The sequence below is a fragment of the Microvirga ossetica genome (genome assembly GCF_002741015.1).
GTDB lineage: Bacteria > Pseudomonadota > Alphaproteobacteria > Rhizobiales > Beijerinckiaceae > Microvirga > Microvirga ossetica.
This window is the reverse complement of sequence record NZ_CP016617.1, coordinates 610258-625658: the sequence shown is the minus strand read 5'-3', so window position 1 is coordinate 625658 and position 15401 is coordinate 610258. Positions and strand designations below refer to the sequence as shown.

Sequence of the window (15401 nt, the reverse complement as noted above, 5' to 3'; positions counted from 1 at the left end):
TTCAACACCAGAGGCACAACCAGTGCATAGCGAGTTCGCCGCTGCGACGTCGGTCAGAGCCAAGAGCCATTTCTTCGTGCGCCTGCTCCGCAGCAAAGCGGCGCTCGCGAGCGCGTTCGTTTTCCTGCTCGTGGTCCTTGCGGCCGTGACCGCCGCCTGGATCGCGCCCAACGATCCTTATGGAATCCGGCTCGTCCAGCGCCTCAAGCCGCCCGGCTACGTCAATGCGAGCGGGGTCACCTTCTGGTTGGGCACCGATACCCTCGGCCGAGACGTGCTCAGCCGGGTGATCTATGGGGCGCGGGTCTCGCTCATCGTAGGGCTCTCGGCCGTGCTGATTTCAGGCACGATCGGGCTGCTTCTCGGCTTGGCTTCGGGGTTTTTCGGCGGCCTCATCGACGATGTCATCATGCGCATCGCCGACATTCAGCTGTCGTTCCCGACCATTCTACTTGCGCTCGCGATCATGGCGGTGCTCGGAAGTGGGCTCGACAAGCTAATCCTGGTGCTCGGACTGACCGGCTGGGTGCAATACGGGCGCATCGTCCGGGGCCAGGTTCTATCGATCAAGGAGGAGGAGTTCGTGCTGGCCGCGAGGGCCACTGGCGAGAAGCGCTGGCGCATTCTGTTCCAGCACATCCTTCCGAACATCTGGAGCCCGATCATCGTGATCGCGAGCTTCTCGGTTGCAAGCAACATCGTGGCCGAGGCGTCGCTCAGCTTCCTGGGCGTCGGCGTCCCGCCTTCGATTCCAAGCTGGGGCACCATGCTGGCCGATGGACGCCAATATATCGGGGTTGCCGAATGGCTCACCATACCTCCCGGCGTAGCGATTTCGCTCACGGTCTTGTCGATCAACATCCTGGGCGACTGGCTTCGCGACTATCTCGACCCCCGCCTGAAAAACATACTCTAGGCTTGGCTCCTCTGGCGCAGGAGCGCTCGATAGGAATGATTGACAAGCACCTGCCTTGACTGAACACTGCCCTGTCACCCGTCCAACGAACCGGGAGTCCAGGTCCCTTGGCGCAACTTCTGAGCATGCCGGCCAGCCTGCCCGACATCGTTGCGGATCACCGCGAGCGAGCGTCCGCGCGACGCTCGGCGAACCGACCAACCTAGTGCCCGTCACGCATCGAGGCAGAACCGCTGACGTCAGCGGTTCTGCCTTGCGCAGCAACCAAGTGGAGGATCTTCGACGTGAAGGCCAACCGTTTCATCCAGAGATCGATGATTGCCTTAGGACTTCTCTCGGCCGCCGCGGCCGGATCGCCGTCATGGGCAGCGGCAAAGCCCGTTGTGGTTCTTCAGAACGCCGAGCCCGTGAGCCTCGACCCAATGTTCACCCAGTCGGACGCAAACGTCGTCCTGTCGATCCATGAGGGCCTGTTCCGATTGGACAACGAGGGCAAAGTCGTTCCGGCCATCGCAGAGTCCATCGCCAACGTCGACCCCCTGAACTGGGACATCAAGATCAGGCGAGGGTTGACCTTCCAGAACGGCGAGCCGATCAACGCCGACGCGGTGGTGTTCACGTTCGATCGCGCCAAGAAACTGTTCGCTGCGGGCAAGGGCGACCTTACCTTTGCGCTGGGCGCCCTGAAATACGACAGGGTCGAGAAGATCGACGATTACACCGTGCGGTTCGTGATGCGCCAACCGGATCCGATTATCACGGCCCATCTGGTCAATCCCGAGGTTTCGATCCTGCCGCCCAAGTACTATACCGAGAACCCGCCGGAGAAGGTCGTCTTCGCCCCGGTGGGCGCAGGCGGGTACAAATTCATGTCCTACAAGGCCGGCGAAGGTCTGGTGCTGAAGGCTTTCGACCAATATCGGCTTGGGAAGCCTCCCGTCGACGACGTGATTGTCAAGGCGGTCCCCGAGGTGGCAACGCGCATCAGCGAGCTGAAGGCCGGTTCCGCGGACCTCATTACGGGCGTGCCTGCCGACCTGAAGCAGAACCTGGAAAGCACGGCCGGCGTGAAGGTGGTGGATGCTCCGAGCTATCGCCGCCTCTTCATCGCCATCAAACAAGGCCGTCATCCGGCGCTTGCCGATGCTCGGGTCCGGCAGGCGATGAACTACGCGATCAACTGCGAGGAAATTGCGGCCTCGCTCTTGGGCGGGATGGCCAAGTGCCGGATCGATCTGGTCAACGAACCTTATAACAACCCTGAACTCAAGCCGTTTCCCTATGATCCTGCCAAGGCCAAGCAGCTTCTGGACGAGGCCGGCTGGGTCGCCGGCAGGGACGGCATTCGGGCCAAGAACGGCGATCGTCTCGCATTGGACATGGACACCACCAACGGGTCCTACCTTATGGACAAGGAGATCGCCCAGGTTGCAGCCGACTACTGGAAGGAGGTTGGCATCGAGATCAAGGATCTGCGCGTGATCGACTCCGCCATCAATGCACAATTGCGCGCCAAGCAGGGGGCCGGTTACAGGGACCTAATGAACAGCTCTTCCGGGCCGGACTATACCTGCCAAGGCGACCTCCTGCTGGTTCAGAAGGACTCCGGCTCGAATCGGATGAGTTGGTCGGACGAGAAATTCGAAGAGCTTTTCCGCGCCTTCACCCAGGAGTTCGACGCGTCGAAGTGGCAGAAGATGTGCTACGAGGCTGAAGCCTATGCGGCGCAGCAGGCTCCCGTGGTCTGGCTCTTCACCGAGCCGAACCTCTATGGCGTATCGGACCGTCTCGACTTCGCTCCTCGCCCGGACGGGCGTGTCTATCTCAACCTTGTTCTCAAGGGTGTGAAATAGTCGCTTCCGGCCGGCATCCGGCCTCCCGTCGTGAGAAAACCGCGCCGGGATGCGCGCCTCGGACTCCTCAGAGGCGCGCATCCCGCGTGGCGGTTCGGCATCTCTATTGAGCGGGATCGTGGGTTTGCAACTCGGCCGCACCGGTGCCCGGCTGGGGATTAAGCATGGTGGCGAGGCGTCGAAGAAATCGAATGGACTCCTGTGGGTGGGCCTCGTCTTGCACCACGTCGATGATGTTGCGGAGAATGGCGGAGACATCCTCCAGCTTCGCAACTTTCCCGGCGGCAAGAACATGGAAGAAGGTCGTGAATGCGACCATGATCGCCTGCTCACGCTCCTCGAGCTGTTGGCAGCGCGCTTGGAGAGCCTTGATCTCCCTCCCCTGGGTCGAAACCATATCGACAAGGGAATCATCTGCTTGGCTAAGACACCGACGGAAGCACTCATGTCGATGGGATGCTCCGAACCTTCAGGCAGCGATTCGTCAACTCGCCGGAGCGGAAATTCGGGACCAGCGATTCCTGGGCGAGATCATGATCAGCGCGGGCAAGGCCCTCCTCATGCGTTACCGCTGGTCCGACGACGGCAAGCAGATCCAGGCCGACATCTCTTTCGACGGCAGGAACGGCCCGTCCGGCAGGCAGTCGAGTAGGCAGAAGACTGCGTCGGTCTTCCAGGTGGCTGGGTGGATCACGTGCTCCCACGGCTGTTTGGAGATAGGCAGTCCTTAGGCGCCGCAATGGCCCGATATAGCTTGGATTTTGCGCCTGCCCGGTTGATTTGAAGCGCTTCATGATGCGCTCGCGTCGTCGGGTCGGCTGATGGCTGTTTTCGGCACGGGATCCTCTGCTCCCTCGGTGATCTTCGTCAGAGACGCAACCTCCTCCGCGTCGCAAACGGTACCGTCGTCACCGACGATCTGAAGCATGATTCTGACCTGCATGGGCCCCTCCGTGCGCTTGCGGGAGGGCTCAAGCAACGTCATCAGATCAACGGGATCTACGGCCTCACCACTGTTGATGCATGAGGTCGAGATACTCGGCATTGAATAGCCGAGCATTGACGTCCTTGCAGGAGAACGGCTTGCCCTGCCACCCTTGGCACACCTCAAGGCGTTCCAGAGCCTCCCGAACGTCATGAATCCCCTGTGCTCCGCTCCAGAGCGAGCTGATCCACGAAATCGGCCAGGACGGCGAAATCATGACTGACCTCCGGAGGGGCCGAGGCCTCACGCCGGACCAGAAAGCGGTTCACCCCGCCGCAATCCTCTGGCGGGCAGGCCCCCTGCCTATCCATGCAAATGGGATAACTTCTCCCGGGCTCGGTGCCATGCCGGCCCTCGAGACGCTCCCCGTGTTCCCATGGAACGGTGATATCATACTCATAGCGGAAACGGGTTCCTTGGCGGAGGCGAAGCTAGGAGAGCGGTACCTCCGGAGACCGGGCCGTCAGTTTCCGGGAGCCGAACCGCCTACGCCACGCGCTTGGGCCTTGAGCACGGAGATAATCCCCTGCGCTTGGACCTCAAGCAATTGACCGTTATCGCCGACACTCTAGACGGCCCGTTGTCCTTAGCTCAGATGGGAAGCGGCGAAAACTGGGTGGGCTATCATGTGGCGGCGCATCTCAACCTACGCAGACTCTTTAAGCGCCGGACCGTCCCGTTCATGCTCCCATGGACGATTGAGATCGTACTCGTAGCGAAGCGGGTGCCCAGGCGAAGCCGAATTTCTGAAAGCGGGATATCCTTTGGCCGGGCCGTCAATTCCCGAGAGCCGAACCGCCTGGCCCGGAGCGTGAACCGCAGCTCGTCAGGAAGCTGTGCTGGTAGCAGAGCTAGCGGGGGGTATTCGGGCTCCTGCCGGGCCGGGGCAGGCCCGAGGGCAGATTGTCGTTTGCGACCGGGCTCGCGCAGCGAGTGCCCGCCGCTAGATCATCATCGATTACAAGTAATTTTCGCACCACGCCATTCGTCCAACCGAAACCGTCCTGGCCCGGATATTCTCCGCCGCCGGCCACGAGCGAAGGGTTCACTACATTGTATTTTTCCATGAGCTTGCTGGTGTTGCGATAGGCGGTGACGACCCTGCCGATCCAGCGCCGCGCGATCGTTTGGGCAAGGGCTCTCTTGCTGTAGGCATTCAGACCCTCGATCGCGATCCACTGCAAGGGCGCCCAGCCATTCGGTGCATCCCATTGCTGACCCGACTGAACCGTGGTGGTCACAAGGCCGCCCGGCTTCAGCAGGCGGGATCGCACGACCTTAGCCACACGATCCGCCTGAGCCTGGGTGGCAAGCCCGAAGAACAGCGGGTACAAGCTGGCAGCGGTCACCTTTCCGGTCGGCTTGCCCTCGCGCCAGAGATAATCCGTGTAAATGCCTTCGCCAGCGTCCCAGAGATAACGCCGAACCGCCGCCTTGCGCAGCGCTGCACGTGCCCTGAACTCGGCGGCCCTTTCCGGCTTGCGAGATGCCGCATAGGCCTTGGCGAGGGTCGTCTCGAGATGGAATAGCAGGCTGTTGAGATCGACAGGCACCAGAGCGGTGGTGTTGATGGTTGCGAGCGACTTGCCATCGGCGAGCCAGCGCGAGCTGAAGTCCCATCCGCTTTCGGCGGCAGCACGGAGATCGCGGTAAACCTCCGCCGCTGGTCGGTTCGATGCGCGAGCCGTTTCGACATCCTCCCGGTAGGACTCCTCGCGTGGGCTGTCGCTGTCATCCCAATAGCGGTTCAGGAGCGTGCCATCGCCTAGCCGCACGACCCGGCGATGCGCCGTCCCAGGCTCAAGCGTGTCGGCGCCTTCCATCCAGAAGGCATACTCTTTGTTCAAGGCCGGCAGGAACGCGGCATACGTCGTGGCAGGATCGCGGCTTCTGGCGACGATGAGTTCCACCATGGATGCGAAGAATGGCGGCTGCGAACGGCTCAGGAAGTAGCTCCGGTTGCCATTGGGAATATGTCCGTACCGGTTGACGAGGCTCACGAAGTTCTCGACCATGCTGACCGCGAGATCATGACGACCGCTTTCATCAAGCCCCAGCATGGTGAAATAGGAATCCCAATAGTAGACCTCGTCGAAGCGTCCCCCCGGGACGACGTACGGCCGTGGCAAAGGCAGGAGCGAAGAGTAAGGGCCGAGCGTCGCGCTGTCGGGCCCGCGTTCGAGGACCTGCCACAGATTGTCGATGTGGCGGCACACATCCTCGTTGGGATCGCTGCGATAGGCGCTGCCCTTGGGAGGCGGCACAGTGAAGTTTCGGTGAACGAATACAGTTAGGTCGAAGCCAGGCTTGCCGCGCTCCTCCTCATAGCGTTGCACGATAGCGGCCGGTGCATCGTTCGGCAGGGCGTCGACGAAGGTCTTGCCGTCGGGAAAGACACGCTGCATCTGCACATCCACGAACAACTGACCAAACAGGTGCGATGGGGTATCGACCTCGGCGACCGCCGATGTGGCGATGCAGAAGGCGATCATCAGGCCGATGACCTTGACTTTCATGAGCGGCCGCTCCTTGACGCCTAGGTTGCAGTGCAGGCCACGGTCTCACATGTCATGCATGGTAATGAAATGTGTTGCGACGCGCTCCTGGCTCCGACTTCAATCTCGAGAGACTTCAGCAAGCTATACAATATCAGACGGTGACACGGTCAGTACAAGCGCACGCAGTGTTTGGCGCAGAGGGAACTCTGTGCGCCAAACCGTCATCGTCCAGTCCCGGCGAGATCGGCGTCTGCCGCCAGGAGCATGTCCGCATCAGGTCAAGCTGTGACGATCCTGCGGCTGAGGGGAGGTCACATCGCTGATGCGGACATCTCAATAAGGTCTGCCCCGTGCCAATCCCTAAAATCAATATAGTGCCTAAGTAGCCGAGTGTAGTTAGGCGTTGGGACAGATGAATGCTGTCGCATCCCAATGAATATCCGTATGCCGCTTCATAATTCTGTCCAGCAACAAAATAAAATCCGCCAGACAGCTGATGAATAAGGTTTCCATCAGACGGGGCCGACCCATGGATTTCTTATTCAATTAGCACGTCAGCCTGCACCAGCAGCGCGGGCGGCACTGTGACCCCCAGGCTCGTCGCCGTCTTCAAATTGATCGCGAAGGTGAAGCGGGTCGGGTTCTCAAACGGTAACTCGGCCGGACTTGCGCCCCGGAGAATGCGGTCCACCAACGCTGCCCCACGCTCAGCACTCCCGCTTTGGTCCGGTCCGTAAGACATCAGCCCGCCGTCGCGGACAAGAGACTCAAACTCGTAGATCGCCGGCAGCCGGTGAGCGGCGGAGAACTCGAACACCCGGCGCCGGTTCAGAAGGGTGAGCGAGTCACTGACCATGAGGATGGCGTCGGGCCTCTGATGGGTCATAGCGGCAAACGCTGCCGCGAAGTCGTCCGGCTCACGCACGCCGAAGGCCTGTACGCTGAGGTTGAGCGCCTTTGCAGCCTGCTCGGACTCCCGGACCCGGAGCGTCATGCCCAAGTCATTGGCGTTCCACAGCATCGCTACCTGCTTCAGCGTCGGCGTCAGCTCTTTCAGAAGTTCCAATCGTTTCGGCGAGAGCTGGACGGACACATCCGATATGCCGGTGATGTTGCCTCCTGGCCGGGCGAGGCTCTCGATCAGGTCCGTGGCAACGGGATCGCCCGTTCCGCCGAGAACAACCGTCGGAAGGGTGCCGATCTGCTTGACCGCGAGGGCGGGCGGATAGCCCTGCACGACCATCACGTCGGCCCTGTTGGCAATGAGACCCTGAATTAACGCCGGTATGCGCTCGAGCTGCCCCTCGGCCGCTCGGGTCTCGATGATCAGATTGCGCCCGAGCACGTAGCCATGCTGGGCGAGGCCGCGGACCAGCGCTGGACCATAGACGCTCTCGGTCATCGGTATGCCCGGACTGAGCGTGCCGACCCGAAACACCCTGGAGGATTGTTGCCCCCTTAGTTCCGAAGAACCCAACGTGAGGGCGAGAGTACCCAAGCAGCGGATAAAGTCGCGACGCTTCATGCAAACCTCCCAAGGAGGCAGGCGACCCAGTGAACGCACCGAAGCGTTTATTCAACCATGAAACTGTTCCTGCGCCTACCCGCCGATACGAGACGATGCTCGCGACGTGTTGCGGCACACCAACAGAGTGTCGGAGACAGCGTGGCAGCCATGCATGGCAATTGCGTGTCTCCATAAAATGGGAAACTGCGGCCAACGTTGCCTCCTAAGGCTGCTAGGCGGGTTTGATCTTTCAGGGCTGGTGCGGCCGGGCGCGCACTACAGTGCGTGTTCAGAAGCTCGGCATTTCGCCTTGGCCGTAAGTCTGGCTTGGTCCCAGATCTTTTGGATAGTCTGGCACGGCAAATGCGTCCGCAGGACGTCATTGCCATACTTTGACCATACCGCCTCTTGATCCGAAGGGGTGTGCCCTTCGCGCATGGCGTCCTCGATCAATTAAAGGACTCCCCTCCGACCTGCCGCATGGGTCGAGGCTGTTCATGCGCGGCCCGAGTTGTTGCCTCGAGATCATTGATGCTGTTGATGCCTTGTCCTTCGGGCCGCCGTGCCCAGCGTAATCTCTTTTTGACGGCTGCCCTGGTGGCAGCTCTCCTGAGTTCCGCGGCGTATTTGGCCGATTTGGCTTTCTCCGAGGATGCATGGCCGGTCATTTCTGCCCGTCTCGCTAACGCTCCTGCGCCCGCGCAGGAGACCGCCATAGGCGCCTTCGCATCAACAGATAGCCGACCGCTCGTCAGTTTCGCTCCGGCGATGAGCCTTGAGACGTTTGACTTTGTGCATAACACTCCGCTCGCACCGAAATTCAGCCAGTTTACCGTGCCAGACGAGACTAGTCTCAAGCCGCAGCTCGCTCTGCCCGCGGATGCATCACCCGAGATCCCCGTTGAGCCGGATCAGCCGCCTGCAATTTTAGCGGTGACGGGGGATACCATCGAACCGGTGCCGGAAGCGGTTCCTCTGCCGGTGCCCCGCCCTCCCGAATTGCGCGCTCCCGCACCTCGGCAACCCGAGGTTCCAAGGAGTTCGCGCGCGGCTGCCCCTGTGCCTATGACGAGTGCCGCTGTGGCGAGCACGCTGCCAGACGACCGCTCGTTCCTGGAGAAGCTTTTTGGTGGTCAGGCCGCCTCCCCACCGGCGACCGCGCTTGGCTATGCATCGCTCGACAGCGCAACTGGCAATATCGCGCCGAGTGCCCCCCTCAACCCAGCTCCGAATTTGACAGAGAACGCTGCGACCGCCGTTTATGACATCAGCGCGAGAGCCGTCATCATGCCGAATGGCGAGAGGCTGGAGGCGCATTCCGGGCTCGGGGATAAACTCGACGATCCGCGCCATGTGCATGTGTCGATGCGTGGGGCGACGCCGCCCGGCACCTACGATCTCACCGAACGCGAGAAGCCCTTCCATGGCGTACGTGCCCTGCGCATGAACCCGGTGGGTGGGAGCCGGGCGATCCATGGCCGCGTGGGCCTGCTGGCTCATACCTACATGCTTGGCCCAAACGGGGATTCAAACGGCTGCGTGTCCTTCAAGGATTACGATCGCTTTCTTCAGGCTTACCTGAAGGGCGAGGTCAAGCGTCTGGTCGTTGTGCTCGGCCGCGGGCAGGATGGCCTGCCCCGCATCGCAAATGCCGATAACGGAAGGTAGAAGAAGACCTGAGATGGACCATCGATGCTGCTCTGTTTCATGGATCGGATTGTGCACGCATTGAATGCATCCGGAGCCCGAATTCAAGTGATGCGGACGGATCTCGGGCGTCCGAGCTCGAGCATGCGGTTCAAGGCGTAAACTGCGATCGCGACCTCTGTCCTGCGACGCCGTTCTGTCCGCGAGCGTAAGCCGTTCCCAATCACTCGTTTAAGCCTGCTGATGGCGGCCTCCACCAGAGCCCGACGCGTGTACCCGGACCTCTTTTGCCAGCCCATGCGTCCATGCTCCGCGATACATTGGAGATGTCGGTCGCGCTGGGTCGGAGCGCTCTCCGCCGTCTCACTCAGCACTGCCGTTGATCGGGGTGGAACGATCACATCAGCATCAGGATGCTGCTTGGCGACAGCGCCGTAAATATCCGCTTGATCGTACGCTCCATCGCCGATGAAGGAGGCGAGTGGACCGGTGATCTGGTTGAGCAACGGCTCGACCTGCGAGCCATCGTCAACATCGCAGTTGGTCAGGTCTGATGCGAGAATCTCTCCAGTCTCAGCGTCAACGCCGATGTGCAATTTCCGCCAGGACCGGCGTCTTTGGGTGCCATGCTTCTCGATCAGCCACTCGCCGGGCCCACACAGCCGCAGGCCCGTGCTGTCGACCAGCAGATGAACAGATCCTCTGGAGCTTGGACATGGCTTTGGGACGTCCAGGGTCTCGGCGCGGCGGCTCAGGGTCGAGTGATCCGGGACTGCCAAATCCAGACCGAGTAGCTGAAGGATTGAGCCGATCAGGCCCTCGGTCTGCCGGAGCGCCAGCCGGAACACCGCCCGCAACGTCAACGCCGTTCTGATCGCCAAAGCCGAATAGTGAGCTTGACCGCCCCGGGTTGTGCGCGGCTCGGCCCGCCAGGCGGCAATGGCTTCCTCAGAGAACCAGACGGTGAGACTTCCCCGCCGGCGCAGGGCAGCATCGTCCTCGGCCCAGTTCGTCACTCGGTGCCGCTGCTTGGGGATATGGTGACGGCGGGCAGCATTGGCTTTGAACGGCACGGCAGAGGTCCAAGATCAGGAGGGCGCAGTCCTCTTATGCCCTCCCGCTTCGGCCGCCAAATCGCCCATTCGTGCAACAAAGCCACGCTGACAGCTCACCCATATGACTGCATCGACCACTCGCAGGCGTGGTAACACGTTAACGAGACAGCTTGCCAAAGGTGATGCTTACTCGTGATACTACTCGCGCTTGTCGAACTTTCGTTTCGGGAACCGGGAAGACAGCGCCAGCCTGAAGAGATTCGTAATAAATTAACATTATCCAGATGCCCTTGCCATTCGGCCGACATATGAAGATCGTATTCGCCCTGCTTGGAATCCTGGCGGGAGGTCAGGCATGTGCGCAGAATTTCGAAGCCGGGCGGAGCGGCTGGCAGCTCGAGCGTTTGTCGGACGATTTCGTCCTGTTGCGGACCGACATCACTGCTCTGGCTAAAGGCAACCGGTCGACCCGACAGGGACTGCTCATATTGGCGTGCGAGCCCGGTGGACGTCGCATCCGGTTTCAAATTGGAAACATTCCAAAGAATCCAAGCATCTACGTTTCATCTCAGGGTCGGGCAATCGTTCGTGGGTGGTTCGGGAATCAGAGCATGCCGTCGCTGCCCGTCTACCCGGCCGTCCAATTTTTTGAAGACGGGAGCTTCGAATTCAAAGAGACGGCAGGGTTCAGCGATTCCATCATGAGGGGAATGCTGGGCCTACTCCGCAAGGTTCCGTCCCGCCTCGAGGTTGTCCTCTTCAAGGGCACGGAGACCCGAGCGTTCCGACGCGGCACCGCGATGGTATTTAGCCTGGAGGGTCTCGATAGCAACCTCGGGGATATCTACGGGTTCGAGGGTCTTTGTTTCCATTCTGGCCGCTGAGATCGGACACCCATGATGGAGTACCTCGTATGCTCTGTTCTCGGAGGTATTTTTGCGGCTCCGGCATCGCGAAAAACACCGAGCGGCCTCGCGCGAGGACGAGGAGATGACCACAGAATCGTCGGAACGGGCAGGACGCCGCCGCTCTCGTTCAGGCCGGCCGACGGGATTTCGCGAGGAGGCCAACCCCGACCATCGAGAGGGCGGCCAACGCCCAATATCCTATCGTGATTGTGCTTGATCTCGCTGTGCAGCTTGCGGCCAGAACACCAATGTCCAGTGCGTGGATTCCAACGCATACGATGTCGCCTATGTCAGATGCAATTTTGTTCAAGATCAGCCTCTCATTTGGACTTTCCAGATTAACCGAGTTCGAACTCAGAAAAACAGAGCAGCAGCGCGACGGATGGCCGAAGGGCCTAATCCTTTAGGATAGCTAGAATAGAGTAACCTTAAGCGGCAACGTCGGTTTACCTCTTCCGATCAGAGAAACTTGCTGATCAAGGAAGACCTGCACTAGCCCGCAACCCGCTATCCATTTTCCGGATTACATCATGAAGTCTCTCGTCAGGCGTTTCCTGAAGGACAAGACCGGCGCAACAGCGATCGAGTACGGGCTTGTCGCGGGCATCGTTTCGATTGCGATCGTCGTGGCGTTGACGCTGATGGCTGCCCCGTTGGAGTCCTTCTACGGAAACATCCGGGACGGAGTTGCGTCCGTCAGCAAGTGAAATGAGCGCGAGAGCGCCATCCGACGCTATACGTGAAAGTTCGCAGTTGACTTCTCTCTTGAGATCAACTCGGACGAGCAAATGTTATCGATGCCCGGCCGACCGCAACCTGAGGTCGGCAGACGGCCTAGGCCATTTAGGGGATGCGGATCACAATGGTCTAGGCCATTAGGCCGAATCGACTCAGTAATCCAAAATAGCCAGAATGAGGCAACACAAGGGCTAGTGCTCTGGTTTTCCACAATCCAGATCGTGGGACTTGTGCCGAGGCTGCGGGGCCAGCAGCGCAATTCCATCCAAGGATCAAACATCATGAAGTCTCTTGTAACGCGTTTTGTGAAAGACAAATCGGGCGCGACCGCCATCGAATACGGCCTCATCGCCGGTCTCGTCTCGGTCGTTATCATTACCGTCTTGGTAACAGTTGGCGACAAATTGACCCTTGTCTTCAATACGATCGGAATCGAACTGGGGAAGGTGGCGCTATAAGGCTCGTCGACAGAGAGGAAGCGGAGGCGTCAGATCTCCGTTTCCCCTAGTCACCGAATAGCGAAAGCGAATCTAGTCAAATAGCTTGTGAATGAGTACGTTCCCCGTCGCAACTTATGCCCCATGTCTATGCTTCGTCGCCGGGGTGGTGTGCGCGGGCGCAGCCGATCTCGTGACAATGAAGATCCGGAACGGACTCGTTCTTTTTCTTCTTGCGAGTTATGTGGTTTTTGCCCCGCTCTCCAGCACCGGATGGGTAGATATCGGGTGGAGCACCATCATCGCCGCGGGCGTTCTGATCGGCATGTTCGTTATGTTTGGCTTTGGCTGGATCGGCGGTGGCGATGCCAAACTCGCGGCTGTGATCGTGTTGTGGCTCGGGGCGGATCATGCGCTCGCCTACGTTCTCTATACGGCATTGTTCGGCGGAATCCTGACGATCGCACTTCTTCAGTTCCGTTTGTTGGTCCTGCCCGCGCAATGCCTCACAGTGCCCTGGATCATGCGGCTGCATGCACCGGAGACCGGTGTTCCTTACGGGGTCGCGATCGCATCGGCAGCGCTCTTCATCTTTCCGGCGACCCACTGGATGAAAGTGCTCACTTGACGTGGCCGCCGTAGAGTTCCCTTCCCTCAATCAATGACGGGATCTTCGACCATGCTTCGTGCCATCATTCTCATCATCGCCATCGGAGCCGGCGGCCTTGCCGGTTGGCTGGTGCTGTCCAGCAGGTCACGCGAAGCCGCGGTTGCGCCCGCCGCGCCGATTGTAAAAACAACAGTCGAGATACTGGTCGCGTCTGGCGATCTGGTTCAGGGACAGCCGCTCGAAGAAAAGAGCATGCGCTGGCAGTCTTGGCCGAAAGACTCCTTGAGTGCTGAATTCATCAACCGCGAAGTCAAGCCGGACGCGTTGACCTCATTCACCGGCGCTCTCGTGCGGAGCCATTTCGTCGCCGGTGAACCTATCCGTGAAGAGAAGATTGCACGCGGCGCGGCCGGGATGCTCGCCGCCATGCTGCCGCCCGGCAAACGGGCGGTGGCCATCCGCGTCTCTGCCGAAAGCACAGCCGGCGGTTTCATCCTGCCCAACGATCGGGTTGACGTGATACAGAACGTCTCCAGCTCAGACGAGGGAAGGCCCGTGCACACAAGCCGGACCCTTCTCCGCAATGTCCGCGTCCTAGCGGTCGATCAGAAGGCTGATGAAACCAAGGGGCAGTTGGTCGTAGTGGGCAAGACGGCGACGCTGGAACTGAGCCCGGGTGATGCGGAAATCATTTCCTCGGCTCAGGCTGCCGGCACCCTTTCTTTAGCCCTGCGCTCGATTGCGGATCTCGACGAAAATCCACTGGCAGCGCGGGAGAGCAGTGTCAACGTGCGCGTTTTCCGAGGTGGAAAGAGCGAAGACGTCAAGGTGCGTAGCGAAGGCACGATCATTCAATGATGGATGGCGCCGAGAGTATTGTGACAGAGTAAGCGTAAAATGAATAAGCATGTATCGACGATGACATCAGAGCCTCTCGATCCCGTCACGGCTCCGTGGCAATCAATCGCAAAGCGGCTCGACGCGATGACGCCTTCCGACCATTCGCACCGCCGTGAGGCAACGCGGATCCCCTACATCACCGTCCATGCGTTTTGCGACACCCCGGATATTGTGGATGTCATCACGAGTGCGGCCGCCGATCGTCTCATGTCGCGCGCTCATGTCACCGTTCAGCAGAGCGGGATCGCCGCTGCCGCGGTCTTCTACCAGGAGAAGTCGACGCCCCAGCTCATCGTCATCGAGAGCCGATCGCCTCCTGAGGCGTTCCTTTCCGAACTCGACAGGCTGGCCAGCGTCTGTGACGCAGGCACCAAAGTGATGGCGATCGGACATGCGAACGACGTGCATTTCTATCGCGAGCTGACACGGCGCGGGATCAGCGACTATCTGCTCGCACCCATCGACCCGATCTCCCTGATCGTTGCCATTTCGGGGATCTACAGCGAGCCCGCAACGGCAAAGCTCGGACAGGCATTCGCGTTCGTGGGCGCCAAGGGTGGAGTGGGGTCCTCGACGATTGCGCATAACGTGGGATGGACGATCGCGCGGCAAGTCGCGTCCGATGTTGTGCTCGCGGATATGGACCTGGCGTTTGGCACGGCGAGCCTGGATTTCAAGCTCGACCCAGGGCAGGGTGTCGCAGAGGCTATCGAGGACGCGGGACGATTGGATGAGGTCCTGCTCGACCGCCTGCTTGCCAAATGCGGCGACCATTTCAGTCTGCTTCGCGCGCCGGGCACCCTCGACAGATGTTATGATTTGGAAGAGAACGCGGTTGATCCGCTGATCGAGATCGCGCAATCGAGCGTGCCGTACCTGCTCCTGGACATGCCGCACGTGTGGAACGCCTGGGCGAGAAACGTGCTGGTCGGCGCGGACGAGATCATCGTCACGGCCATTCCTGATCTGCCCAATCTGCGGAATGCCAAAAGCCTGATCACATTCCTGAGGCAGGCTCGTCCTCACGATCCGCCACCCAAGCTAATTTTGAATCAAGTCGGCATGCCAAAACGGCCCGAAATCAAAGCCGCTGAATTTGCCAAAGCCGTTCAACTTGAACTGCTCGCATGCATCCCATTTGATCCGCAACTATTCGGAAAAGCCTCGAACGCCGGCCAGATGGTGGCCGAGGTGTCAGCGAAAGCCCCCGCGTCGAAAATCTTCACGCAACTGGCAGGCGCCCTCGTAACCCCGAAGCCGCGCCGTCGGAAAGGGCTGTTCGATTCAATGATGAGGCGGATGAAGTTTGGCTCGAACACAGGCTGAGAAGCGGCCGTCGAACCACGG

General features: G+C 60.2%; 14 protein-coding genes and 2 pseudogenes. 10 read left to right on the top strand and 6 right to left on the bottom strand.

Annotated features, from left to right (window positions below):
- Positions 1-22 precede the first annotated feature (22 nt).
- Both BB934_RS30810 and BB934_RS30805 read left to right on the top strand, forming a co-directional pair.
- Positions 23-916, top strand: a complete 894-nt coding sequence (locus tag BB934_RS30810; RefSeq protein ID WP_237050502.1) for an ABC transporter permease — start codon at positions 23-25, stop codon at positions 914-916.
- A gap of 284 nt (positions 917-1200) precedes the next feature.
- A complete protein-coding gene (locus tag BB934_RS30805) occupies positions 1201-2769 on the top strand; it encodes an ABC transporter substrate-binding protein (RefSeq protein WP_099513700.1) in 1569 nt (522 codons plus the stop codon).
- A 103-nt stretch (positions 2770-2872) separates the two neighbouring features.
- On the opposite strand, the gene BB934_RS30800 is transcribed toward BB934_RS30805, so the two are convergent.
- From BB934_RS30800 to BB934_RS51105, 3 genes and pseudogenes are all read right to left on the bottom strand, one after another.
- Positions 2873-3166, bottom strand: coding sequence for a hypothetical protein (locus BB934_RS30800; protein ID WP_099513699.1), 294 nt, complete (start codon positions 3164-3166; stop codon positions 2873-2875).
- A 364-nt stretch (positions 3167-3530) separates the two neighbouring features.
- Positions 3531-3611, bottom strand: a pseudogene (locus tag BB934_RS48435) (IS6 family transposase); the annotation flags it as partial.
- Positions 3612-3903: 292 nt separating this feature from the next.
- Entirely contained in the window at positions 3904-4143 is a 240-nt protein-coding gene (locus BB934_RS51105; protein WP_099513698.1) for an IS1096 element passenger TnpR family protein, read from the bottom strand.
- A gap of 110 nt (positions 4144-4253) precedes the next feature.
- Between BB934_RS51105 and BB934_RS30785 the strand changes: the two are divergent.
- Positions 4254-4376 (top strand): annotated as a pseudogene (locus BB934_RS30785) (DUF3732 domain-containing protein); the annotation flags it as partial.
- A gap of 229 nt (positions 4377-4605) precedes the next feature.
- Here the strand turns inward: BB934_RS30785 and treF are convergent.
- Both treF and BB934_RS30775 read right to left on the bottom strand, forming a co-directional pair.
- Complete coding sequence (treF, locus tag BB934_RS30780; RefSeq protein WP_099513697.1) at positions 4606-6270, bottom strand: alpha,alpha-trehalase TreF; 1665 nt, start codon at positions 6268-6270, stop codon at positions 4606-4608.
- A gap of 520 nt (positions 6271-6790) precedes the next feature.
- On the bottom strand, positions 6791-7777 hold the full coding sequence (locus tag BB934_RS30775; RefSeq protein WP_099513696.1) for an ABC transporter substrate-binding protein: 987 nt from the start codon (positions 7775-7777) through the stop codon (positions 6791-6793).
- Between the two features lie 1062 nt (positions 7778-8839).
- Here BB934_RS30775 and BB934_RS30770 point away from each other — a divergent pair.
- On the top strand, positions 8840-9427 hold the full coding sequence (locus BB934_RS30770) for a DUF2778 domain-containing protein (RefSeq protein ID WP_418294787.1): 588 nt from the start codon (positions 8840-8842) through the stop codon (positions 9425-9427).
- Between the two features lie 83 nt (positions 9428-9510).
- Here BB934_RS30770 and BB934_RS30765 read toward each other — a convergent pair whose 3' ends face one another.
- Entirely contained in the window at positions 9511-10479 is a 969-nt protein-coding gene (locus tag BB934_RS30765; RefSeq protein ID WP_099513681.1) for an IS5 family transposase, read from the bottom strand.
- Positions 10480-10769: 290 nt separating this feature from the next.
- Between BB934_RS30765 and BB934_RS30760 the strand changes: the two genes are divergently transcribed.
- The 6 genes from BB934_RS30760 (at position 10770) to BB934_RS30735 (ending at position 15380) form a co-directional block, all read left to right on the top strand.
- Positions 10770-11345, top strand: a complete 576-nt coding sequence (locus BB934_RS30760) for a hypothetical protein (RefSeq protein ID WP_157934420.1) — start codon at positions 10770-10772, stop codon at positions 11343-11345.
- A 554-nt stretch (positions 11346-11899) separates the two neighbouring features.
- Entirely contained in the window at positions 11900-12076 is a 177-nt protein-coding gene (locus BB934_RS30755; protein ID WP_099513694.1) for a Flp family type IVb pilin, read from the top strand.
- A 312-nt stretch (positions 12077-12388) separates the two neighbouring features.
- A complete protein-coding gene (locus tag BB934_RS30750; protein WP_099514281.1) occupies positions 12389-12565 on the top strand; it encodes a Flp family type IVb pilin in 177 nt (58 codons plus the stop codon).
- 178 nt (positions 12566-12743) lie between these two features.
- Positions 12744-13172: an A24 family peptidase gene (locus BB934_RS30745; protein WP_237050501.1), complete on the top strand. Its 429-nt coding sequence runs from the start codon at positions 12744-12746 to the stop codon at positions 13170-13172.
- A 51-nt stretch (positions 13173-13223) separates the two neighbouring features.
- Positions 13224-14012 carry a Flp pilus assembly protein CpaB gene (gene cpaB, locus BB934_RS30740; RefSeq protein ID WP_099513692.1) on the top strand — a complete coding sequence of 263 codons (789 nt, stop codon included), beginning with the start codon at positions 13224-13226 and terminating at the stop codon, positions 14010-14012.
- Positions 14013-14138: 126 nt separating this feature from the next.
- A complete protein-coding gene (locus BB934_RS30735; RefSeq protein WP_099514280.1) occupies positions 14139-15380 on the top strand; it encodes a CpaE/TadZ family protein in 1242 nt (413 codons plus the stop codon).
- Positions 15381-15401 lie beyond the last annotated feature (21 nt).

Excerpts from the sequence above, each read along its gene's own strand:
- BB934_RS30755 (WP_099513694.1), top strand. The coding sequence starts at position 11,900 with ATGAAGTCTCTCGTCAGGCGTTTCCTGAAGGACAAGACCGGCGCAACA.
- BB934_RS30775 (WP_099513696.1), bottom strand. The coding sequence starts at position 7,777 with ATGAAGCGTCGCGACTTTATCCGCTGCTTGGGTACTCTCGCCCTCACG.
- BB934_RS30735 (WP_099514280.1), top strand. The coding sequence starts at position 14,139 with ATGACGCCTTCCGACCATTCGCACCGCCGTGAGGCAACGCGGATCCCC.
- treF (WP_099513697.1), bottom strand. The coding sequence starts at position 6,270 with ATGAAAGTCAAGGTCATCGGCCTGATGATCGCCTTCTGCATCGCCACA.
- BB934_RS30760 (WP_157934420.1), top strand. The coding sequence starts at position 10,770 with ATGAAGATCGTATTCGCCCTGCTTGGAATCCTGGCGGGAGGTCAGGCA.
- cpaB (WP_099513692.1), top strand. The coding sequence starts at position 13,224 with ATGCTTCGTGCCATCATTCTCATCATCGCCATCGGAGCCGGCGGCCTT.
- BB934_RS30800 (WP_099513699.1), bottom strand. The coding sequence starts at position 3,166 with ATGGTTTCGACCCAGGGGAGGGAGATCAAGGCTCTCCAAGCGCGCTGC.
- BB934_RS30750 (WP_099514281.1), top strand. The coding sequence starts at position 12,389 with ATGAAGTCTCTTGTAACGCGTTTTGTGAAAGACAAATCGGGCGCGACC.
- BB934_RS30745 (WP_237050501.1), top strand. The coding sequence starts at position 12,744 with ATGAAGATCCGGAACGGACTCGTTCTTTTTCTTCTTGCGAGTTATGTG.